We start from the raw sequence: 22,271 nt of genomic DNA on the forward strand, positions 1-22,271 counted from the left end.
CCAAATCCCGAACCACCCACTCGTCTTCGCGCAGAAAGCGCAGTGTCAATCCGTTACGCGCTACGTCATCGCGATCTACAGCGGTCATGGCCCGCGTCTCCCAAGCCTCGGCCAGTTTATTGACACCCCGAAGCATGGACGTCAGCGTTCCGAGAGCGCAGGCCCGGCCGTGAAATACGGGTTTCGGCAAATTGTCTAAAGCCGCAGTCATTGCTGTCAGCCGCTGGTGATAAAGGCGGAAAGCTTCTGGGTTCAGACTCATGGGGCTCTCCAGTCAGGTAACAGCCCTGAGCTACCCGGAATTGCCTCCGCCGTCACCCTTGGCAAAGGGGAACAAATGGCGTTTCCTGTGGTAAACGAGGAGACGAAGCGTGTGTAACTTATATTCGATGACCTCTAACCAGCAGGCCATTGCGGCGCTGGCACGTATCCTTAAACCTGTCACTACCAACCTTCCCCTGTTCGAATACATCGGAGGGAACGGCTTTGGCCCTATCGTGCGCAATACGCTCGAAGGCCGTGAATTGGCCATGTGCCGTTGGGGAATGCCTTCGCCCGAGAGCGCGCTGAAAGGCAAAAATTACGATTCCGGTGTCACCAATATCCGCTACACGACCAAGCCCTACTGGAAGCCTTGGTTGACCGATATCAGCGCCCGTTGCCTCGTACCGTTCACCTCATTTTCCGAACCTGATCAGGCCTCCGGCAGCAACGTCATTCACTGGTTCGCCGAGACCGCCGAGCGACCTTTGATGTTCTTCGCCGGTATCTGGGCGCCTGCGGTAACGTCGGTGCGTCTCGTCCGCGAAGGCCCCACAACAAACGATCTCTACGGCTTCCTGACAACAGACGCCAATGCAGAGGTCAAAGCCATTCACCCCAAAGCGATGCCGGTGATTCTTCGATCCGAAGAGGAGCGCGAACTTTGGATGACCGGAACATGGGAAGAAGTGCAACATCTGCAACGTCCCCTTCCAGACGGCAGCCTGACCGTGGTCGCCACCGGGCGAAGAAAGGACGGGGCGCATCTCGATGAGACAGCGGAATCTGTGGCACCCGTCGCTCCAGCCCAAGGCGATCTTTTCTGATGGCCGACGGTCCGTTTCGGCTCCAACGGTTCGTCGAGGCCCAAGACGCCGTGTTCGATCAGGTCACGTCGGAACTCGCCGCCGGACGCAAACGCACACATTGGATGTGGTACATATTTCCGCAACTGGCAGGCTTGGGCTTTTCCAGCATGGCGAAGCATTTTGGCATCGCTTCGCTAATAGAGGCCGATGCCTACGTGGCTCACCCCATTCTGGGTCGACGACTGTACGAATCAACACGACTGGCGATCGAAGCCCCTGCCCCAACCCTTCAGGACCTATTCGGATCGCCGGACGATCTAAAATTTCGCTCATCAATGACGCTGTTCGACGTTGCGGCGAACGGACGGGAATTTATTTTCCAGGAGGCCCTCGACAAATGGTGCGGTGGCGAGGCGGATCAGCGAACCCTGAAAATTTTGGCGTCAAAATAAGGCTGTACGAATGGGATCAAAGCCCGGTAGGTTAGGCAAGCTATTCGGTTTTAGCACCAGAATGACTTAAAACCCGGCCCTTACCTGTCCTCATAATCGACCCCTGAAAATCGATTCGGGAATTTTTCTCTTTTTAAATCAGCTTTCTATTTTTAAAGTCGGTTGAGTCATAATCATCCGTCCGGTGACCCCATGCCGTCTCAGGGCGATATCGACATGACCAAGGCGATCATCGCGGCGGGCAAGCCGCTCAAGGTCACCATCCACGACCATCTGATCGTCGGCCGCGAAGGCGTCCTGAGCATGAAACAGGTGGGTGCGATCTGATATCGCATTCTTATCGCGCCTTCGGTTACCTCTACGAAAACCGCGAGGCCCGATATGCAGCAACAGATTTCCGTCATTACGCTTGGGATCGATGACCTGAGCCGTTCGCGCCGCTTCTATACCGAGGGCTTCGGCTGGACGCCGGTCTTCGAGAACGCAGAAATCGTGTTTTACCAGATGAACGGCCTGATGCTGGGGACGTGGCTGAAACCGGGCCTGACCACCGACAGCGGCGTCGTGCCATCCGGCACAGGTGGTTTCGCGCTGGCGCATAATGTGCCTGCTCAAGCCGATGTCGAACCTGCTATCGAACAGTTGGTCAAAGCTGGCGGTGCGGTCGTTCGCAAGGCCGATGCCCCCGAACACGGCGGCTTTCGCGGCTACGTCAGCGACCCCGACGGACATTTGTGGGAAATCGCCTGGAACCCGGCATGGACCATCGACGCTCAGGGCCACGTGACGTTCGGAGTTTAACGTTCGACCACTGCGGCTGTTTGGTCTCTCAGCAAGAAGATTAACCACGGACGGCCACGGAAACGAAGTTCGGCGCAGCCAAAACACGGAAATTCATTGCGTTGGCCATATCGCGCGAAGCGCCTCAATTCTTAATATATTGCACCACGTTAAAGGCCGTTTGGGCAGGAGGAAGACTTAGCTTTTCCGTGCTTTCCGTGGTCAAACCTTTCTGCGTATCCACCCCCACAGCCGCCAGCCGAGCAGCACCGCGACGATACCGCCATAGATCAACGGCATGGTCTTATCCGCCTTGACCAGCAGAAAGTAGTGCAGCACGCCCAAGGGGACGATGACATAGATCAGCTTGTGCAGGTTGCGCCACGCCACGCCGCCCAGCCGCTTGATCGCCGCATTGAATGAGGTCAGGGCCAGCGGGATCAGCAGCACGAAGGCGATCATGCCGAAGGTGATATAGGGCCGCTTGACGATATCGGCCCAGATGCGGCTCCAGTCGAAATACTGATCAATGGCGATATAGCTGCTGAGGTGCATGGCCACATAGGCAAAGGCGAACAGGCCGATGGGCCGTCGCCAGCGGATCAGGCGCGGCTGTTTGAATATCCGCGCCACCGGCGTAATCAGGAGTCCTGCCACCAGCAGCCGCAGGCCCCAGACGCCCAGTTGACGAACAACGGTTTCGACAGGATTGACGCCGAGGTCGTTCTGGAAAAACCGCCAGACGAGCCACAAAAGCGGCAAGAGGCAGATCAGGCAGACGACGATGATATCGGGCGTAAAGCCGCGTTTGGGTTTGTGAGAAGACTTTGTCAGCATCGGGTTTGCTTTCATCCTTCCCCGTTTACAGGAAAGGTGGATTTTTGCGGAACGCAAAAAGACGTAAGGGGGATGCGGTGTTTCAATTTGAACAGTCGGTGTTTGTGAATTCTACGGCTTCCCCCTTCCGTCTGCTCGTCCCTCGCAGCCACGGCACGGGCCGTCCCGCTTCCCCGTAACCGGGGAAGGATTTAGACTTTTCTGGCCCCGTAAACGGGGAAGGCTATTAATAATACTTCTGCAAATCCATGCCCTTGTACAATCCCGCAACGTTATCGCCATAACCGTTGAACATCAGGGTATCGCGGCGTTTGAACTCGCCGATGCGGCGCTCGGTGGCCTGCGACCAGCGCGGATGATCAACCGTCGGATTGACGTTGGAATAGAAACCGTATTCATCCGGCGCGCTGAGGTTCCACGAGGTCGAAGGCTGTTTATTGGTAAAGGATATCCGCACGATCGACTTGATCGACTTGAAACCGTATTTCCACGGCACGACCAGCCGGATTGGCGCGCCGTTCTGGTTCGGCAGCAAATCGCCATAGAGCCCGACCGCCAGAAAGGCCAGCGAGTTCATCGCCTCGTCCATGCGCAGGCCTTCGACATAGGGCCAGTGCAGCACCGGCGCGCGCACGCCGCGCATCTCCTTGGGCCGCGCCAGAGATTCGAAGGCCACGTACTTAGCGTCCGCCGTCGGCTCGGCGCGTTTGATGACATCGGCCAAAGGTATCCCGATCCACGGAATGACCATCGACCAGCCTTCGACGCAGCGCAGCCGATAGATTCGCTCTTCCAGCGCGCCCTTGAGCAAGGTTTCGATATCGATCGTTTGCGACTTTCCGGCCTTGCCATCCAGCTTGATCGTCCACGGCCGCGTCGTCAGGGCCGACGCATATTTTGCCGGTTCGGACTTGTCGGTCCCGAATTCGTAGAAATTGTTATAGGTTGTCACCGCTTCGCGCGGGGTCTGGGCCTCGTTGGTCCAGAAGGTCTTCTTGCCGCTGAGTTTGCCGGTCAGTTGCGCCGCCTGTGCGCCGCCTGCCAAGGCCGACAAGCCCGCGCCAATCCCCAGCGCCATGATTTCGCGCCGCCGGAGATAGGTCTCTTTCGGAGTCACATCGTTTTCGGTCAGGTCGGGCGCGTGTCGGATCAGCATGATATCCTCCGTTTTATAGTTATACGCACCGCGTGGGTGTTGGGTTACGATCCTGACTCATTATTATGAAAATAAAAAGGCCGGTGCAGCGTCCCCTCCGCACCGGCCTCCCCCAAGTCTGCTCTGTCCATCAAGCGCTTTCCAAAAAGTATGAAGCGGTTTTTGGATTCGAAAGCGCTGTTAATGGATACGAACGCCGAGCGCCTCGGCCGCCTCGACCGACATCTGACCCTGCGGCAAACCCTTGTCTGCCTGGAACTTTTGCATGGCGGCGACCGTCTTGGTACCCATGCTGCCGTCGATCGGCCCCGGATCGTAGCCTTCGCGCTTAAGGGCGATCTGGATTTCCTTCATCTTGGCGGGCGAAGTGTTCTTGTCGCAGATGATTTCGCGCCACACCGGCTCCGGCGCCTTCGACGCGCGGGTCTTGTCGACGTGCTTATAGACGGCTGGAACCGTATAGGTTTCGGTACGGGCGGGCGTGATGACCTCTTTCACCTTTTCGACGCGGTAGGTCGCCGGAACGACCTTTTCAACGACCTGTTCTTCGCGATCGATGACGAGGCGCTCGATCTTCTTGATCTTGGCCGGAGTACGAACGCGGTTGACGGTTGCCGGGCGAACCTCGACCTGACGTTCCATCGCCTTGTACTCGGCCGGCACTTCCTTGAGGCACCACACCGTCTGGGCCGAACCCTTTTGCAGATATTCGGTGGTCGAGGCATCGGCCTGAACCAGCACCGGTTCTTTACCCGGCCAGGTCAGCTTGCCGTCGGCCCGGTAACGCACCGGCTGGTGATCGCCGGGGGTGACCAAAGCGGCGCCGGTGGCGACGCCTTCGGAGCGTACCCATTCCTGACGCGCGGGACGGACCACGACCTGCTCAACGCGCTTTTCATAGACCGCCGGAACGGTTTCTTCGCGCCAGCCGGCTTCCTGAATGACCTTCTCCTCGACGACGGTGCGAGTGACCGCTGGAATGACCTTGCGCTCGACGCGTTCGGGCGTCACCACGACCTTGCGCTCGGCCCAGCGCCATTCTTCGGGGATGGTGCGCGTTTCGGTGCGCGCTTCGGCGACCAGCACCTTGTCGGCATAGGTTTCGAATACCGGCGCTTTCAGCAGGCGCGTAAAGCACTGGTTCGGCTTGGCGTCCTTGACGATATAGGCCGGCAGGTCGGGATTCTGGCTGCCAACCGAGCCTTCCGGGCAATCCTTTTCTTTGGCCTTGTCTCTGGCCTTGAGTTCCGGCAGATTCTTCGTCTTGACGTCGCTCTGGCTGAAATAGACGCCCTGCGCGCCCGACTTGCCGTAGGACGACGGTTGCTCGTTCAGCACTTCACCGACCGGCTTGACCGTCTTCTTTTCACCCGCCTGCGCGGTCATCCCGCACGCCAGTACCGCCAGCGCCAGTACGGACACGCCCGCTTTCAGCTTGAAACCGTTCACCTCAGCCACCTCATTACAATCGCATTAGAGGTGATTTTAACGCTTCATTAACCCGTTCGCCAACCCTGCTCGCGCAGATAGCGTAAATTAACTACATTCAGGCTTTGCACGGTGCAAAAACGCCGCAATCGAGGCCTATTTCGCCGTTTGACGCTCCGAATCGTCGAGCCAGGCGGCGATCCACACCAGCGGCGCGTTCCAGTTGACGGTCACCTCATTGGTCGAATAGCTGCCGATATGATCGACATAGCAGAGTTGCGGCGCGCAGTCTTTCAGCGCGGCCTGTGCCTCCGGATCGGACGGCCTCTGATTGGTGCCACCCGACAACACCCCCGGCGGGGGCGGCGGCAAGGTGCCGTCATTGGCCCAGAAGCGGTGGTGCGGGTGCTGCATGGCGCGTTCGCCATAGCCCGATACGAAGCTGAACGACAACGGATTGCGCCCCAGCAGATAGTCCATCAGGTTGACCGCCTCGTCGCGATACTGCGGCTGACCCGTGAAATCCGCCGCCAGCTCGAAGATAAGAGCGCGATTGGCGAAATCCGCCGTCGAACCCCAGCTATAGGTCCGGTCGAACGGGATATGATACCCCTGCCCCTTCGTCTGGGCGGCAAAGGTGTCGGCGGTTTTGACGATGGAAGCACGCGCCTCCGACAACAATGATCCCTTGCCCGCAATGGCCAGGGTGATGGTCCCCAGCGGCGCCGTGCCGCCCCAGTTGAAATCGCGCATGGCCATAAAGTGCGACGAGGTTTTCATGTCGCGCTCGAAGGCGCCCTCGCCCGTGGTGACGAACAACTCCGTCGCTGCCCAGTAGAACTCATCGCTGACGTCCGGGTCGCCATAGCCGCCCGCCCCGCCCGGCAACACGTCGATGGCATAGGCGTCCGGCACGCGTTTGGCCGCCGCATAGGCTTTCCGCGCCACGCTCAGGCATCTGTCGGCATAGGCGTCGTCAATGCCCCGGAACACCCGCGCGCACTGCGCCGCCGTGGCCGCCAGATTGAGCGTCGCCGCCGTCGAAGGGTAGCTGAGGCCGCGCTTTTCGCGATCCAGATGCGGCGGCGTCGGCACTGCCGTCCAGTGTTCGTTATGGACCTTATGGTGCGCCATGCCCGAAACCTCGATGCGGGTAAATTTGAGTTTTTCCAGATGTTTACGCTGATCGCCTAACGGAAGGGTGAGATATTGCCCGTCCGGCACCTGCATACTCATAAGGAAGTCCATCTCGAACCGCGCCTCATCAAGCAGGTCGTTGCGCCCGTTCCCGGCTTCGGGGATTTTCGCCTTGCCGTCGGCGAAGGCCGTGTCGCCGCGCACCTGAGCCACCTCATAGGCGTTCATCAGGGTCCATACGGCAATCCCGCCATTGACGACGTATTTGCCGTGATCGCCCGCGTCGTACCAGCCGCCGGTGACATCGAGGCTGTAATGACACCCGCCCCAGATATTGCCACGATGATCTTTCGGTCCCCAGCAGGTGACGACTTCCTTGTCGTGCGCTTTTGGCCGCGCCCAGCGCTCGCCGACATAGCGCGTTTCGATCGGCACGCCCGCGCGCTGATGATAGAAGAAGTTCAGGGCATCGTATTTCAGGCTTTTATAGATATCCGGTGCGATATCGAACGGCGCACTGGTCGCATCGCCCACAACCACGACATAACCCTTGCCTTCGGTGGTCAGCCGCGAAAAGTCGATCTGCTGCACCTTGCGACCTGAGCCCTTGTTGAGTCCGAACGGCTGAGTCCGGCCGCGGGACACGACCTGCCCCGCCGCGTCGCGCACAGTCCAGTCAAGCGCGGCTGCGGCCTCGGTCTCCACCACCGCCCACTTCGGCGAGGCTGGTGTAAAGCCGGTTTGGTTGACGGCGATGGTTTGCGCCGCCGCGCCGCTGGCGACAGCGGCAAGCCCTGCCGTCAGCCCGATAAGCTGTTTCATTGCCGTTCCCTGTCATGTGACCGCTTGAGCGATCTTATTTGAGCCCGTCGATAAAACACGACAGCGCTGTCATTATTAAGGGCAAAACCGGCAAACCGGCAAGTCTAAACCGTTTAGGACTTGACTTTGGGGGGCACCCGCCTATCACGCAGGCAAATTTGCCGCTGCACACAAGGGCCTTGCCATGATCCCCCGCTATTCCCGTCAGGACGCCGCCGCCATCTGGGACCCGTCGACCAAGTACAAGATCTGGTTCGAGATCGAGGCCCACGCGGCGACCAAGATGGCCGAGTTGGGCGTCATCCCCAAGGACGCCGCCGAAACCCTGTGGGCCAAGGGCAAGGACGCGGCTTTCGATTCGGACCGCATCGACGAGATCGAACGCACGGTGAAGCACGACGTCATCGCCTTCCTGACGCACGTCTCGGAAATCGTAGGCCCGGAAGCGCGCTTCCTGCATCAGGGCATGACTTCGTCGGACGTGCTGGACACCTGTTTCGCGGTTCAGCTTCAACGCTCCGCCGATCTGCTGCTGGAAGGCACCGACCTCGTGCTCGCCGCCCTGAAAAAGCGCGCGCTGGAGCATAAGTTCACGGCCACGGTCGGTCGTTCGCACGGCATCCACGCCGAACCCGTCACCTTCGGTCTGAAACTGGCCGGTTATTACGCCGAGTTCGTCCGCGCCCGTAAGCGCCTCGAAGTCGCCCGCGAGGAAATCTCGACCTGCGCCATTTCCGGCGCCGTGGGGACGTTCGCCAATGTCTCGCCGGAAGTCGAGGTCTATGTCGCCGAAAAGATGGGCCTGAGCGTCGAGCCGGTGTCCACGCAGGTAATTCCGCGCGACCGCCACGCCGCCTTCTTCGCGGCGCTGGGCGTCGTGGCGTCGTCGATCGAGCGTCTGGCCGTCGAAATCCGCCACCTGCAACGCACCGAAGTGCTGGAAGCCGAAGAATTCTTCTCGAAGGGTCAGAAGGGTTCGTCGGCCATGCCGCACAAGCGCAACCCGGTTCTGACCGAGAACCTGACCGGTCTGGCGCGTCTGGTGCGCTCGGCGGTCGTTCCGGCCATGGAAAACGTCGCCCTGTGGCACGAGCGCGATATCTCGCACTCCTCCGTCGAACGCGGCATCGCGCCGGACGCCTGCGTGCATCTGGACTTTGCGCTCCGCCGTCTGGCCGGCGTGATCGAGAACCTGCTGGTCTATCCGGAAAACATGCAGAAAAATCTCGACCGTCTGGGCGGTCTGGTTCATTCGCAGCGTGTGCTGCTGGCCCTGACGCAGAAGGGCATGTCGCGTGAAGACAGTTATTCGGCGGTTCAGCGCAACGCCATGCGCGTCTGGCGCGGCGAAGGCAACTTCCTCGACTTCCTGAGCGCGGACGAGGACGTATCGAAGTTCTTCACGCGTGAGGAACTGGAGCCGTTCTTCGATCTGGGCTACCACACCAAACACGTCGATACGATCTTCGCCCGCGTGTTCGGGGAATAATCGTTAGAGCATCCCCCCTGATATCAGGGGGGACACCGGCTGAAAGCCGGAGGGGGGTTAAACGGTGGAATTAACCCCACCCGGCCTTTCAGGCCACGGCACAGGCCGTCCTGCCTCCCCTGACATCAGGGGAGGTGCTTTGGAGAATACCATGTCCCTCACCCTGCGCACCGACGCCTTCGACTTTGCCGGTTTCCAGAACCGCTTCGCCCAGAAGGGCCGCATCCGCCTCGAAGGGGCGCTGCCGCACGACGACGCCCACGCCATCCATCACGCGCTGGAGCAGGAGACCCTGTGGGAACTGCACCTCGTCAATTCGGAAGGCGCGCCGGATGTCATTTCGCGCACGGAACTGGAATCGCTGAACCCGTCCGAGATTCAGGACCGCCTCGCCGCCGCCGCCGAGCGCGCCCAGACGGGCCTGAGCTTCCTGCATCTGGGTTATGACCTGACGACGAAAGCCGCGCTGGAAAATCTCGGCGACGACCACCCCGTCTTCGAACTGGCCAAACTGGTCTGGTCGCAGGATTTCGCCGATTTCTGCGAACAGGTCACCGGCCTGACCGGCCTTAAACTGCAAAGCCTGATCGCGACGGGCTACCGTCCCGGCGACTTCTTCACCATGCACACCGACGCGGCGGCCAAGCTGTCGTTCGAGTGGAACTTCACCCACGACTGGCGCTCGGACTGGGGCGGTCAGATTCTGTTCCATTCACCGTCGGGCGACATCGAAGGCGGGATCATGCCGCGCCTGAACGACCTGTCGCTCTACGCTGGCGATCAGCCGCGCTCGATCGCCTCGCTGGCGGCCTATGCGGGCGCGCCGCGCTTTGCGATCACCGGACGGTTTATTTAATCCGCGAGAGTCGTCTCGACGAAGCGCTTCCCGTTCCAAGTATAGAGCAAAGCGCCGCTCTCGAACGTAAAAACGGTCACACCATATTTGCTGACCGTCACCGGTTCACAGGCCGGTTTGTCGCACGCACCGACCACCAGTTCATGCTTGACGATATCGACGCCCATGCTCGGCATATCGGTTTTGAGGTCGAACGCCCGCATGGGCAACATCGTCCCCGTGACAATGGGCTGACGTTCCTTCGTCCCAAACGTGACGCTGACCTTGACCTTGCCGCTGCGTTTTACAAAGACCGCCTCGTCATCGATCCCGTCGCCATTGAGATCACCCGTCGCCGACAGATAGAGCGTCGGACTTTTACCGCGATAGGCCATGTCGCCATGTCCGGCGACATCGGCCTCGGTCACCCGCTCATCCGCCATCGCACCGGATGCGGCCAGCACAACCGCCGCCGCGCAGGCCGAAATAACAACTTTCATAGTTCCCCTCCCCAACAAAAAAGGCTCCGTCCCCGGAGCCTTTTAAAAATCCCTATTGTTCCGACTTCAAAGCTTCCCTCGCCTGAGCCAGAAACTCGACCACCTTGGTCCGCACCTCGGTTTCACGAACCGGTATGTTCGAGGCGACCAGATCGCCCAGCACCTTGCGAATCACGTCTTCTTCACCGGGCTGCTCGAAATCGGCGCGGATGACCGCCTTGGCGTAGTTTTCGAGATTATCCCCCGACAGGCCCATTTTTTCGCCCGCCCAGATACCGATCATGCGGTTACGGCGGGCCACAGCCTTGAATTCCAGATCCTCGCTATGGGCGAATTGCGCCTCGAAACCCTTGGACCGGTCATCAAACGTCGTCATTGGAATAAAACCTCACTTGTCATATTGGTTTTAATGCGCGCAATGGGCGTACGCAACACAAACCGTCATTTACATCACAAAAGTTTTTGATTATTTGCAGCGTCAATTCGCATCCTGTGGATGCCTCTTTCCGCGCCGTACGACAGGCCGTCCTCAGACAAACCCGCCACGCTTACCGCCGCCCCGGATTTGTCCGTCTGTATGCCTATATACGCGCCGCATTCTGGAGACGGTGCCATGACCACCAAAAACCGCAAGAAGATCTACGAAGGCAAGGCCAAGATCCTGTACGAGGGCCCCGAACCCGGCACGCTCGTCCAATACTTCAAGGACGACGCGACCGCCTTCAACGGTGAGAAAAAGGCCCAGCTTGAGGGCAAGGGCGTGGTCAACAACCGCATCAGCGAGTTCGTGATGACCAAGCTGACCAATATCGGCGTCCAGAACCACTTCATCAAGCGCCTCAATCTGCGCGAGCAACTGATCCGCGAAGTCGAGATCATCCCGCTGGAGGTCGTTTGCCGCAACGTCGTCGCCGGTTCGATGGCCAAGCGCTTCAACCTGCCAGAAGGCCAGCAACTGCCGCGTTCGATCATCGAGTTCTATTACAAGAACGACGAAATGGGCGATCCGATGATCACCGAAGAGCACATCACGGCGTTCAACTGGGCCTCGACGCAGGAAATAGACGATATCCTCGCGACGACCCTGCGCGTCAACGACTTCCTGTGCGGTATGTTCGCCGCGGTCGGTATCACCCTGGTCGACTTCAAGATCGAGTTCGGCCGCCTGTTCGAAGGCGACTTCGCCCGTGTCATCCTGGCCGACGAGATCAGCCCCGACTCGTGCCGCCTGTGGGACACGGCGTCGGGCGAAAAGCTCGACAAGGACCGCTTCCGCCGCGATCTGGGTGATGTGATCGAATCCTATACCGAGGTCGCCAAGCGCCTGGGGATCATGAAAGACATGCCCCGCGTCATCGAAGGTGGCGCGCAATAAGACCCAAGTCCACCGGTTAACCGGTGGACTTTTTGCTTATCTCCTATGTGAAGTGAAACAGATGAAAGCCACGGTTCATATCTTCCTCAAGGCCGGCGTTCTCGACGTGCAGGGCAAGGCTGTCGAAGGCGCGCTCAACGGGCTCGGCCCGGTTCAGGGCTGGGGCGGCGTGTCGAACGTCCGCGTCGGCAAGGTGCTGGAATTCGACCTTACCTCGACCGACAAGTCGGCTGCCGAAGCCGAAGTCAAGGCCATGTGCGACAAGCTGCTGGCCAACACGGTCATCGAATCCTACCGCATCGAGGTCGCGTAGATGAAAGCCGCCGTCCTTGTTTTTCCGGGCTCCAACTGCGATCGCGACTGCAAGGTAGCCGTGGAAACCACCACCGGCGCCCAGGTCGAGATGGTCTGGCACGAAGAGACGTCCCTGCCCTCAAACCTCGACCTGATCGTCGTGCCGGGCGGCTTCTCCTACGGTGACTATCTGCGCTGCGGGGCGATGGCCTCGCTGTCGCCGGTCATGGCCGAGGTGGTGAAAGCTGCCAATGCGGGCGTGTCGGTTCTGGGCATCTGCAACGGCTTCCAGATCCTGTGTGAATCGGGCCTGCTGCCGGGGGCGCTGCTGCGCAATTCCGGTCTTAAATATGTCTGCAAACCCATTGAACTGACGATCGAAAATCGCAAGACGCGCTTCACCTCCGCCTATGGCGAGCAGCAAACCGTGTGGATGACGCAGGGCAATGGCGACGGCAACTTCTTCGCCGAGCCCGACGTGCTGAAAACCATCGAGGACAATGGTCAGGTCGTCTTCCGCTACGTGGAAAACCCGAACGGCTCGGCCAACAACATTGCCGGGATCGTCAACAGCGCCGGTAACGTGCTGGGGATGATGCCGCACCCGGACCGCGCCTTTGAACCCGCGCTGGGCTCCGCCGACGGCGCGCCGCTGTTCCACAGCCTGATGAAGGTGCTTCAGGCGGCTTAAATCTACAGCCTCCCCCCTGATCTCAGGGGGGATACCGGTCGTCAGACCGGAGGGGGGTTAAACCCCGGTTTTAACCCCACCCGGCCCTTCGGGCCACCCTCCCCTGAAATCAGGGGAGGTGCTTAGAAGACTAAGTTCCGAGGCTTACATGACCACGACCACCGCCCAAAAAACCACCGCCGAACTGGCCGCCGAATACGGCCTGAAGCCCGATGAATATCAGGTCATTCTCGACCGGCTGGGCCGCGAACCCAACTATGTCGAACTGGGCGTCTTTTCGGTCATGTGGTCGGAGCACTGCTCGTACAAGTCCTCGCGGATGCACCTGCGCAAGTTCCCGGTCACCGGTGAGCGCGTCATCTGCGGACCGGGCGAAAACGCCGGGGTCATCGATATCGGCGACGGCCCGGACGGGCAGAAGCTGGCCTGTATCTTCAAGATGGAATCGCACAACCACCCGTCCTATATCGAGCCGTTTCAGGGCGCGGCGACGGGCGTCGGCGGCATCATGCGCGACGTCTTCACCATGGGCGCCCGCCCGGTGGCGCTACTGAACGCGCTGCGTTTCGGCGAGCCGTCGCACCAGAAGACCAAACGCATCGTCGAAGGCGTCGTGGCGGGCATCGGTGGCTACGGCAACTGCGTCGGCGTCCCGACCGTCGCCGGTGAGACCAATTTCCACAGCGGCTATAATGGCAACTGCCTGGTCAACGCCATGTGCGTGGGCCTGGCCGACGCCGACAAGATCTTCTATTCCGCCGCGCCGGAACCCGGCCTGCCGGTCGTCTATTTCGGCTCCAAGACCGGCCGCGACGGCATCCATGGCGCGACCATGTCGTCGGCGGAGTTCTCGGAGGACTCCGAAGAGAAGCGCCCGACGGTGCAGGTCGGCGATCCCTTCGCCGAAAAGCTGCTCATCGAAGCGACGCTCGAACTGATGGCGTCCGGCGCGGTCGCCGCCATTCAGGACATGGGCGCAGCGGGCCTCACCTCCTCATCGGTCGAAATGGCCGGCAAGGGCGGGCTCGGCATCACGCTCGACCTCGACAAGGTGCCGCAGCGCGAAGAAAACATGTCGGCCTACGAGATGATGCTCTCCGAATCGCAGGAGCGGATGCTGGCCATCCTCAAGCCGGGTCGCGAGGAAGACGGCTACCGCATCTTCAAGAAGTGGGGACTGGATGCCGCCGTCATCGGTGAAACCAATACGTCGGGCCACATCGTTCTGACGCATAAGGGCGAGGTCGTCTGCGACCTGCCGCTGGGCCCGCTCAGCGACGATGCGCCGCTCTACGACCGTCCGTGGGTCGAGCCGGACATGGAAGCGCCGCTCGGCAGCGCGCCGTCGGCGCCGGTCGGCGACGCCCTGCTGGCCATCCTCGCCTCGCCCGACATGGCCTCGAAGCGCTGGCTGTGGGAACAGTACGACCGCCACGTCATGGCCGATACCCTGGCCGATTCGGCCACCGGTTCTGACGCGGGCATGGTCCGCGTCCACGGCACACGTAAGGCGCTGGCGGTGACGTCGGACGTCACGCCGCGCTACGTCAAGGCCAACCCCTATGAGGGCGGCAAGCAGGCCGTCGCCGAAGCCTGGCGGAATCTTACCGCCGTCGGGGCCGATCCGATCGCCATCACCGATAACCTGAACTTCGGCAACCCCGAACGCCCCAAGATCATGGGCCAGATCGTCCGCGCCATCGACGGCATGGCCGAGGCCTGCCGCGAACTGAACTTCCCCGTCGTGTCGGGCAATGTGTCGCTGTATAACGAGACCAACGGCGTCGCCATCCCGCCGACGCCCACCGTCGGCGCGGTCGGCCTGCTCGAAGACTACGACCTGCGTGCCGGTTTCCATACGCTGAAGACCGGACACGTCCTGATCCTGATCGGCGAGACGGCCGGTGAGTTGGGCTCGTCCATCTATCTGCGCGAAGTCCACGGCATCGAAGCCGGTGCGCCGCCCAAGGTCGATCTGGCCACGGAAAAGCTCAACGGCGACTTCGTGCGCGGCCTGATCCAGTCGAAGACCGCGAAAGCCGTCCACGACCTGAGCGACGGCGGTCTGCTGCCCGCCGCCTTCGACATGGCTTCGGCGTCTAAGGTCGGAATCGAACTGCGCAACACCACCGGCCTTGAGGATTTCGTCTTCGCGTTTGCCGAGGATCAGGCGCGTTACCTGATCGCGGTCGACGGCGCCTCGGCGCACCTCGTACTGGCCAAGGCCGCTGAGGCGGGCGTTGTGGCGGCGACCATCGGCGTCGCGGGCGGCACTGACCTCAGCCTGACCGGCGCGATGTCGCTGAGTCTGGAGCAACTGCGCACCGCCAATGAACGCTGGCTGCCGGAATATATGGCTTAATTTCAACCCCCGAAGCGTTGCTTCGGGGGTTGTTTTTTAAAACGCCGCCACCTTGTCCTTGCCGGGTTTTTCGCGTTTCGGGCGCCGGGCCTCGAACTGCGTCTTGGCAGAGGCCAATTGCGCCTTGGTCAGGGTCGCCTCCACCCGCGCCACATCGGCGGATGGCGGAGCCTCTTTCTGCTCCCAAGTTAGCGCCTCATGCGCCAATGCGTACAGCACCCACGCCTTGACCGCATCCTTCGGCACACCCTCGCCGCGTTCGTAGCGTGCGGCCATCTCGGCCTGCGCTGCTGGCAATCCCTGCCCTACCGCCTTCTCGATCAATTCCACGCCCTTGACGCAATCCGCCGCCACACCGCGCCCTTCGCACAGCAACTGACCGGCGCGCAGCTGTCCCTCCGGATAGTCTTTGAACGCCGCCTTCTGCACCCAGCGGAAGCCCTCGGCATCGTCACGGGCAATCCCCTCGCCGTCCAGATAGTGCTGCCCCAGTTCATATTGTGATTTGGCATGGCTCTGATAGGCCGCCTTGCGGTACCAATTGACGGCTTCCGCCTTATTTACGTCGGTCTGAAAACCGTTGTCATAGGCCTCGGCGACGTAGAACTGCGAATTGAGCACGCCCAGCTTGGCGTATTCCAGTTCGTAATCGAAAGCGGTCTTGTAGATCTTCACATTCTGCCAGCGCGCATTGGTCTGCCACATTAGCACGCCCGCCACGATCAGCGGCACGGCGAACAGGGCGATACGCAACACCCAGCCCAGCGGCGTCAGCGGTTTGCGTTTCGGCTCGTCGGTCAGCGCCATTTACAGAGTCCCGATCGCCGTCAGTTCCCACTTGCAACTCACCAGCGCGTAGGACAGTTCCACCTCGTCGGTCGCATGCCCGCGGCTCAGCGTCACGATACCGAAGACATTGCCGTTGCGCGCCGTATTCAGCCGCTTGGCGGGGTTGGGCACGCTCAAAAGTTTCTTCAACCGCCCGACCTTGCCCGCACAGGTGAACAACTCGCAATAGGCGCCTTTTTTGGCTTTGAAATCGGCGCTCAGTTGCGCTTTCGAGGCCTGCGGCCCCTCGCTCCCCAGCATCAGGCCCTGCGATCCCACCAGCGTCAGAAACGCCGTCGCGTCATTGCTTTTGACCGCCGCCTGCGTCTTCGCCACGGCCTGATCGAGAGTGGCGGTCGGATTGGGACAGGTTTGGGCGGAAACCGCCGCCGGAACCAGCAGGCCCAAAGCCAGAATAGTACCTTTGATCATCATCGGAGTCATTTCCCGTCCCCTAGAAGCATTCGACACCCCATGTTAACCTATTCCCGATGAAATTCCACACTGTGCCACGCTTTGCCCGCGTTTGGCGGCATGAAGTTGTTAACCTTCACATGCTACCCAATATAGTCTGAACGTCCACTGTGTTTTCCTCAAGGCCGCCCGTATGCCCGTCGCCCATTCCGAACTCGAAGCCCGTCTCAAGGCCGCCTTCCCGGACGCCGAGATCGTCGTCGAGGACCTGGCGGGCGATGGCGACCATTACAAGGCCTATATCACCGACTCCGGGTTCGCCGGAATGCCGAAGGTTCGCCAGCACCAGAAGGTCTATGCGGCGATTTCGGACCTCATCAGCGGCCCGCTGCACGCGCTGGCCCTCGAAACGCGCGTGCCGTAAGGAAACCGCCGATGCGCTACCGCCCCTTCGGACGATCCGGTCAGGCCCTCTCGACGCTGGGGCTGAAACTGTCGTGGTCGGGCGCGCGCCAGAGCCGTCAGATGGTCCACCGCCTGATCATGACGGCGCTGGAAAACGGTATCAACACCTATCATTTCGATTCGGCCCATCCCGACCTGCTGAAAACCGCCGCCGAGGCGCTCTCGGTCGTCGAACGCCGCCTGCTGTTCATCTCGCTCAGTGCTCACGAAGAAGGCGCGGCCGATCCGGCGGCGCAATATGCGCTCAACCCTTTGCGCGATCGTTTGAAACTGGTGGTCAAGGAATCCGGCCTGAAATGGGTCGATCTGCTGATGTTTCATGCGATCGGCTTCGACCGCATCCCCGACCAGAGCTGGGCCTTCCTCGACAGCCTGCGCCGCGCCAACATGCTGAAATTCACCGGCGCTTCGGCCAATACCGACCGCATTCAGGCCGTGGTCGACGACGGGCGCTTCAACATCCTCAAGACCGTGTTCGACATCGACACCTCGTGGGACAAGCGCCACCTGCTCGACTATGCCATCGCGCGCGGTATGACCATTTTCGGCCACGACTTCTACCCCGAAGCCTATCGCAAGGCGTCGGACGTGGTGCCAAAAGAAGCCCGCCGCGGCTTCTTCGGCGCACGGCCTGCCGACCCGCTCGCCGGCAGCGGTACCTACGCCTTCCTGCATCAGACCAATGGCTGGACGGCCGAGGAACTGTGCCTGTCCTTTGCCCTGACGCAGCCGACCCTGTCGACCATGCTGATCAGCCCGGATACACCCGACCATCTGGAGGCACTAGCGGAAGTGCCCGAACGCATGATGCCGACCTCGGTCCCGGCACAGATTGAAATGGCGCGTTTTTCGCTTCAGGCTGCTGCCGCACGACGCGAAGAACTGAAAAAGAAGGCCTGATACGGGATTTAGAGGCATGGCGCGCTGGATTTAACGGTCCGACGTGCCTATATCGGTGAAAGTTCATTTTCTGCCGGAGCCCTGCCGTGAGCCTCGATCCCGATTCCGAAGTCCATCAGTTCATCGACGCCACCGTCAAGAACAACCCCGTCGTCCTGTTCATGAAGGGGACCCCCGATGCCCCGCGCTGCGGCTTCTCGTCGCTGGCCGTGCAGGTGCTCGACCGTCTGGGGGTCGAATTCGCCGGTGTCGATGTCCTTCAGGACAACGACCTGCGCGAAGGTATCAAGGCCTATACCGACTGGCCGACCATCCCGCAGCTCTATATCAAGGAAGAATTCGTCGGCGGTTCCGACATCATCCGCGAACTGTTCCAGTCGGGCGAACTCAAGACGCTTCTGGCTGAAAAGGGCGTTATAGACGCTTAAGCTATCTCTCTCTGTTGACACCCCTTCCGGCATAGCTCTACCATTGGCAGAGACGTGTGGAGGGGGTTTTTCATGTCCAGAGGGTTGTATCTTATCATCACTTTTTTGCTGCTCCTGTTTGGGAGCCAGCCCGCTGTCGCCGAATGGCGCCGCGCCGAAAGCGATCATTTCATCATCTATGGCGAGAGTACGCCGCGCGTCCTTGAGGCGCACGCGGTTCGTCTGGAAAAGTTCCACTACATCCTGCACAGCTTCCAAGGCTTTGCGACTGACATCGACGGCCCGAAGCTTGAAGTTTATTACGTCAAGGATACGGACGATATTCGTCTGATCGTCCCCGGCATGGGCGAATCCGTCGCCGGATTTTATCGACTGTGCGATGCCGGTGAAATGGCCATTGCCATTGATTTCAACGACATGCGTTATGGCGAAGGCCGACTGTCCGATCAGGAAGTCTCGACCAGCCAGATCGTTCTGTTCCATGAATACGGCCACCGCTTCATGTTTCAGTACGGACAGGTGCGCTACCCGGCGTGGTTCGTCGAAGGCTTCGCCGAATATTATTCCACGGTCCGTATGAAGGATAAGGAATTCCTGCTCGGCATGCCGTGGATAGGCCGTCATTCCCAGATCGAGGCGGTCGGTTTGCCGATCGACTACACGACCATTCTGAGCGGTAAACAGCGCGACCTGTCCGACGACAAGTACGAGAGCTACTATCCTCAGGCCTGGTTGCTCACGCATTACATCATGACCGATGCCCCGCGTCGTAAGGCCTTCGAAGCCTATCTGCTCGCCATCAATAATGGCGACGATCCGCTTGTGGCCTTCAAGACCCATATGGGCATCGATCCGGCCGATCTGAACAAGGTGCTCAAGGCCTATTTCTTCAAGGGCCTGACCTCGACCTACTACTCCGTACCCGAAATGCCGGTTTTCAAGGTGACGGTCAGTGCCGTACCGATGACCGACCGACGCCTGCTTTTATGGGATGCCACCGCCAAGACCTGTGCCTCCAAGACCCATAAGGCAACGATTCTGGAGCGCATTCGCACGACCACGGCCAAGAATACCGACCCGTTCAGCCGGTCGGCGCAAATTCATGCCGAGGCCAATTTCGGCGATCCCGCCAAGGCGATTGCACAGTTGGGGCAGCCCGCGGCGGAAGATGCCGATTCGCTGTTCTGGCTCGGCTACGCCTGGTATCGCGTTTCACAAGAGAGCGATGACAGCGCCCGCACCGCCGAGGCGCTCAAGAACGCCCGCACCTATTTGATGCAGGCCTACAAGGCGCGTCCGGCCGCGGCGGCGACGCTCTACTATCTGTCGCTCGCTCAGAAGGACCGCCCCGGCTATCCCAACGCGACGGCCCTGAATGCGGCGGTCGAAGCGGCCAACCTGTCCGCCGGCAACAGCGCCTACGTCTTTCACGCCGCCATCCTGCTGATACAGTCGGACCGCGCCCCGGAAGCGGCCATCCTGCTGGCTCCGCTGGCCAGCAGCCCGCACGGCGGCAAGATGACCGAACGCCTCAAGAAGGTGATTACCGCCATCAACGAGAAACAATCCAGACAGCAGATCCTCTCGCTTCTGTCGTCGGGCGACGAATTGAAGGACGAGGACGAAGAGGACGAGGAAAAGGAAAAGGAAAAGGGCAAGAAATAGGCCGCAAAAAACCCCGGAAGGCGAACCTTCCGGGGTTTTTTATATTTACCTTAAGCCGTAATGACGCGGCGAAACGAAGTTCGGCGCAGCCAAAATGCCTGGCTTTTGAGCACCCGAAGCGAAGTGTACTTAAGTACATGAGCAAGGGCGCGCAAAAAGACGGGCATTTGCAGCCCGTCAGGACGCGCTTAAGACGAGTAGTATTCGACGATCAGGTTCGGCTCCATCTTCACCGGATACGGCACTTCGGCCAGTTCCGGCAGACGGATGAGCGTGGCGCGCTGCGCCTTGGCGTCGATTTCGATGTAGTCCGGCACGTCGCGCTCGGGCGATTGCAGGGCTTCGAGGACCAGAGCCATGTTGCGCGAACGCTCACGGACCTCAACAACGTCACCGGCCTTGCAGCGGTAGGAGGCGATGTTCACCTTCTTGCCGTTGACGAGGACGTGGCCGTGGTTGACGAACTGACGGGCCGCCCAGACGGTCGGCACGAACTTGGCGCGGTACACGACGGCGTCCAGACGGCACTCGAGGAGCGCGATCAGGTTTTCCGAGGTGTTGCCCTTGCGGCGGTCGGCTTCTTCATAGATCTTCGAGAATTGCTTCTCGGTGATGTTGCCGTAGTAACCCTTCAGCTTTTGCTTGGCGCGAAGTTGCAGACCGAAGTCCGAAACCTTTTGCTTGCGGCGCTGGCCGTGCTGGCCCGGGCCGTAGGAGCGCTTGTTGACGGGGGACTTGGGACGGCCCCACAGGTTTTCACCCATGGCGCGGTCAAGCTTGTACTTGGCGCTGTGGCGCTTCGACATAGTCTTTACCTATATATAACCCTGGCCGGCGTCCCGCGGTAGTGCGAGACAGCGATTTCAACGGCGGTGCAGGATCAACCCGTAATAACCGGCATCCTTGCGGAGACGGTGAAAGCGGGCCTTATGGTCGATAAGCCCTGCCCTGTCAAGCGTTGGAGGCGACTATTCCTCGTCCTCATCGTCCTTCGCCTTCTTTGGCGCTATGGGCTCGAACAACAGCTTGTCGATGCGGCGTTCGTCCATATCGACGACCTCGACCTTATGGTGGCCCAGCGTCAGCACTTCGCCTTCCTTGGGGAAGCGCCCCAGCTTTTGCAGCACGAGGCCGGCAACGGTATGATACCCGGTACCCGGTTCGTAGGCCTCGCCGATGGCTTCGGACAACTCGAACAGGTCGGCGCGACCATCGACCAGGAACGAGCCGTCCTCGCGATGGACGATCATCAGGCGGTCGTCGTCGTGGTCTTCGTTGAAGTCGCCCGCGATCATTTCCAGCAGATCGGTCGGCGTCAGAACGCCTTCGATGGTACCGAACTCGTTGATCACGAAGGCGATATGCAGTTTCGAGGCCTTGAACAGCTCCAGCGCGCGCAGGAGCGACGTCGTTTCGGGGATATAGATCGGCTCGGCGACCATCGATTCCAGATCGAGCGGTTGCCCGCCCAGAAGCGCGTCGGCGACGTCGCGCTTATGCAGGACGCCGATGGGGGAATCCATGTCCTGACCGCGCACCACGACGATGCGCGAATAGGGACAGTCGCGGATGTCGCTGCGGATAGTCGCCTCTTCGTCATCGAGCGAAATCCAGAACACCTCGGTGCGCGGCGTCATGGCCACGCGCGCCGGACGGTCGCCCAGACGCATGACTTCGGTCATCATGGCCTGTTCCGCCGGCTCGATCAGGCCCGCGCCCATGCCTTCGGCCAGAGCGGTTTCGACCTCTTCCTGCGTGATGGTCTCGCCCTTTTCGTCGCGGATGCCGAGCAGACGCAGGACCAAGGTCGTCGAACCGGTCAACAGGGTCACGAACGGCCCCATGGCCAGCGCCATGAACGACAGAGGACGCGAAATGACCCCGGCTATGGTTTCCGGATAGATCAGGGCCAGACGCTTGGGGACCAGTTCACCGACGATCAGCGACAGATAGGTCAACAGCACAACGACCACACCGGTCGAGAGCGCTTCGCTATAGGCCGCCATGGCCGGGAAATAGGATTCGAGCAGCTTGTCGAGTTCGGCAGCGATGGTCGCCTGACCATAGGCACCGGCCAGAATACCGATCAGGGTAATGCCGACCTGCACCGCCGACAGAAAACGCGTCGGGTCCTGCGACAGCTTCAGGGCTTGCGCGGCCCCCTTATCCCCCTTGTCCGCGCGGCTCTGAAGTTTGGCGCGACGAGACGACACCACGGCCAGTTCGGACATGGCGAATATGCCGTTCAACACCACCAGAAGGAGGACGACGACACAGGCGATCAGCAACATGGGGGAAGGAATCCGAGACGAAGCCAGAATGGCGGCTCCGCTTTCGACCCTA

Annotated in this window: 25 protein-coding genes; 14 read left to right on the forward strand and 11 right to left on the reverse strand. The window is 60.5% G+C overall.

The genetic code is table 11. The features are described 5' to 3' along the window. Positions 1–262: hypothetical protein (locus tag AEYBE204_RS40935; protein WP_035442338.1), on the reverse strand; the 262-nt coding region annotated here is incomplete at its 3' end. Between the two features lie 109 nt (positions 263–371). Here AEYBE204_RS40935 and AEYBE204_RS38730 point away from each other — a divergent pair. The 4 genes from AEYBE204_RS38730 (at position 372) to AEYBE204_RS38740 (ending at position 2,323) form a co-directional block, all read left to right on the forward strand. Next, on the forward strand, positions 372–1,088 hold the full coding sequence (locus AEYBE204_RS38730) for an SOS response-associated peptidase (protein ID WP_035442339.1): 717 nt from the start codon (positions 372–374) through the stop codon (positions 1,086–1,088). Next, positions 1,088–1,522: a DUF1810 domain-containing protein gene (locus tag AEYBE204_RS38735; RefSeq protein ID WP_023464059.1), complete on the forward strand. Its 435-nt coding sequence runs from the start codon at positions 1,088–1,090 to the stop codon at positions 1,520–1,522. The genes AEYBE204_RS38730 and AEYBE204_RS38735 overlap by 1 nt, the downstream gene beginning before the upstream one ends. A gap of 162 nt (positions 1,523–1,684) precedes the next feature. Then, positions 1,685–1,849: a JAB domain-containing protein gene (locus AEYBE204_RS40150; RefSeq protein ID WP_081724767.1), complete on the forward strand. Its 165-nt coding sequence runs from the start codon at positions 1,685–1,687 to the stop codon at positions 1,847–1,849. A gap of 54 nt (positions 1,850–1,903) precedes the next feature. Further along, positions 1,904–2,323: a VOC family protein gene (locus AEYBE204_RS38740; protein ID WP_023464061.1), complete on the forward strand. Its 420-nt coding sequence runs from the start codon at positions 1,904–1,906 to the stop codon at positions 2,321–2,323. A 201-nt stretch (positions 2,324–2,524) separates the two neighbouring features. Here the strand turns inward: AEYBE204_RS38740 and AEYBE204_RS38745 are convergent, their stop codons facing one another. From AEYBE204_RS38745 to AEYBE204_RS38760, 4 genes are all read right to left on the reverse strand, one after another. Beyond that, entirely contained in the window at positions 2,525–3,139 is a 615-nt protein-coding gene (locus AEYBE204_RS38745) for a sulfite oxidase heme-binding subunit YedZ (RefSeq protein WP_023464062.1), read from the reverse strand. Positions 3,140–3,365: 226 nt separating this feature from the next. Continuing rightward, positions 3,366–4,295 (reverse strand): protein-methionine-sulfoxide reductase catalytic subunit MsrP, encoded by a 930-nt coding sequence (msrP, locus tag AEYBE204_RS38750; protein WP_023464063.1) that lies wholly within the window; start codon positions 4,293–4,295, stop codon positions 3,366–3,368. Positions 4,296–4,475: 180 nt separating this feature from the next. Beyond that, positions 4,476–5,744: a peptidoglycan-binding protein gene (locus AEYBE204_RS38755; RefSeq protein ID WP_023464064.1), complete on the reverse strand. Its 1,269-nt coding sequence runs from the start codon at positions 5,742–5,744 to the stop codon at positions 4,476–4,478. Positions 5,745–5,879: 135 nt separating this feature from the next. Then, entirely contained in the window at positions 5,880–7,682 is a 1,803-nt protein-coding gene (locus tag AEYBE204_RS38760; protein WP_023464065.1) for a glycoside hydrolase family 9 protein, read from the reverse strand. A gap of 184 nt (positions 7,683–7,866) precedes the next feature. Here AEYBE204_RS38760 and purB point away from each other — a divergent pair, with 184 nt between their 5' ends. Beyond that, entirely contained in the window at positions 7,867–9,171 is a 1,305-nt protein-coding gene (gene purB / locus AEYBE204_RS38765; protein ID WP_023464066.1) for an adenylosuccinate lyase, read from the forward strand. Positions 9,172–9,322: 151 nt separating this feature from the next. Then, entirely contained in the window at positions 9,323–10,027 is a 705-nt protein-coding gene (locus AEYBE204_RS38770) for a 2OG-Fe(II) oxygenase family protein (RefSeq protein ID WP_031231618.1), read from the forward strand. On the opposite strand, the gene AEYBE204_RS38775 is transcribed toward AEYBE204_RS38770, so the two are convergent. Together AEYBE204_RS38775 and AEYBE204_RS38780 are read right to left on the reverse strand one after the other, a co-directional pair. Further along, a complete protein-coding gene (locus AEYBE204_RS38775; protein WP_023464068.1) occupies positions 10,024–10,506 on the reverse strand; it encodes a hypothetical protein in 483 nt (160 codons plus the stop codon). The genes AEYBE204_RS38770 and AEYBE204_RS38775 overlap by 4 nt on opposite strands. Before the next feature lie 52 nt (positions 10,507–10,558). Then, positions 10,559–10,882, reverse strand: a complete 324-nt coding sequence (locus AEYBE204_RS38780) for a DUF1476 domain-containing protein (protein ID WP_023464069.1) — start codon at positions 10,880–10,882, stop codon at positions 10,559–10,561. A gap of 237 nt (positions 10,883–11,119) precedes the next feature. Between AEYBE204_RS38780 and purC the strand changes: the two genes are divergently transcribed. The 4 genes from purC to purL all read left to right on the forward strand — a co-directional run bounded on the left by purC (position 11,120) and on the right by purL (position 15,228). Beyond that, positions 11,120–11,881: a phosphoribosylaminoimidazolesuccinocarboxamide synthase gene (purC, locus tag AEYBE204_RS38785; RefSeq protein ID WP_023464070.1), complete on the forward strand. Its 762-nt coding sequence runs from the start codon at positions 11,120–11,122 to the stop codon at positions 11,879–11,881. A 61-nt stretch (positions 11,882–11,942) separates the two neighbouring features. After that, the gene (gene purS, locus AEYBE204_RS38790; protein ID WP_023464071.1) at positions 11,943–12,194 is read left to right on the forward strand and encodes a phosphoribosylformylglycinamidine synthase subunit PurS; all 252 of its coding nucleotides are present in this window, start codon (positions 11,943–11,945) and stop codon (positions 12,192–12,194) included. After that, entirely contained in the window at positions 12,195–12,866 is a 672-nt protein-coding gene (gene purQ, locus AEYBE204_RS38795; protein WP_023464072.1) for a phosphoribosylformylglycinamidine synthase subunit PurQ, read from the forward strand. Positions 12,867–13,014: 148 nt separating this feature from the next. After that, the gene (gene purL / locus AEYBE204_RS38800) at positions 13,015–15,228 is read left to right on the forward strand and encodes a phosphoribosylformylglycinamidine synthase subunit PurL (RefSeq protein WP_023464073.1); all 2,214 of its coding nucleotides are present in this window, start codon (positions 13,015–13,017) and stop codon (positions 15,226–15,228) included. 36 nt (positions 15,229–15,264) lie between these two features. On the opposite strand, the gene AEYBE204_RS39775 is transcribed toward purL, so the two are convergent. Together AEYBE204_RS39775 and AEYBE204_RS38805 are read right to left on the reverse strand one after the other, a co-directional pair. Beyond that, a complete protein-coding gene (locus tag AEYBE204_RS39775; protein WP_023464074.1) occupies positions 15,265–16,035 on the reverse strand; it encodes a tetratricopeptide repeat protein in 771 nt (256 codons plus the stop codon). Next, positions 16,036–16,491, reverse strand: coding sequence for a hypothetical protein (locus AEYBE204_RS38805; protein WP_023464075.1), 456 nt, complete (start codon positions 16,489–16,491; stop codon positions 16,036–16,038). 172 nt (positions 16,492–16,663) lie between these two features. Here AEYBE204_RS38805 and AEYBE204_RS38810 point away from each other — a divergent pair, with 172 nt between their 5' ends. From AEYBE204_RS38810 to AEYBE204_RS38825, 4 genes are all read left to right on the forward strand, one after another. Further along, the gene (locus tag AEYBE204_RS38810; protein ID WP_023464076.1) at positions 16,664–16,894 is read left to right on the forward strand and encodes a BolA/IbaG family iron-sulfur metabolism protein; all 231 of its coding nucleotides are present in this window, start codon (positions 16,664–16,666) and stop codon (positions 16,892–16,894) included. Positions 16,895–16,905: 11 nt separating this feature from the next. Beyond that, positions 16,906–17,835, forward strand: coding sequence for an aldo/keto reductase (locus AEYBE204_RS38815; protein WP_023464077.1), 930 nt, complete (start codon positions 16,906–16,908; stop codon positions 17,833–17,835). Positions 17,836–17,921: 86 nt separating this feature from the next. Next, positions 17,922–18,263, forward strand: a complete 342-nt coding sequence (gene grxD, locus AEYBE204_RS38820; protein WP_023464078.1) for a Grx4 family monothiol glutaredoxin — start codon at positions 17,922–17,924, stop codon at positions 18,261–18,263. A 72-nt stretch (positions 18,264–18,335) separates the two neighbouring features. Continuing rightward, complete coding sequence (locus AEYBE204_RS38825; RefSeq protein ID WP_155908515.1) at positions 18,336–19,928, forward strand: hypothetical protein; 1,593 nt, start codon at positions 18,336–18,338, stop codon at positions 19,926–19,928. A gap of 188 nt (positions 19,929–20,116) precedes the next feature. Here AEYBE204_RS38825 and rpsD read toward each other — a convergent pair whose 3' ends face one another. Together rpsD and AEYBE204_RS38835 are read right to left on the reverse strand one after the other, a co-directional pair. Then, complete coding sequence (gene rpsD / locus AEYBE204_RS38830) at positions 20,117–20,734, reverse strand: 30S ribosomal protein S4 (RefSeq protein ID WP_023464080.1); 618 nt, start codon at positions 20,732–20,734, stop codon at positions 20,117–20,119. A gap of 162 nt (positions 20,735–20,896) precedes the next feature. After that, positions 20,897–22,219, reverse strand: coding sequence for a hemolysin family protein (locus AEYBE204_RS38835; protein ID WP_023464081.1), 1,323 nt, complete (start codon positions 22,217–22,219; stop codon positions 20,897–20,899). Positions 22,220–22,271 lie beyond the last annotated feature (52 nt).

It is taken from the genome of Asticcacaulis sp. YBE204, from assembly GCF_000495855.1.
Taxonomy (GTDB): Bacteria; Pseudomonadota; Alphaproteobacteria; order Caulobacterales; family Caulobacteraceae; genus Asticcacaulis.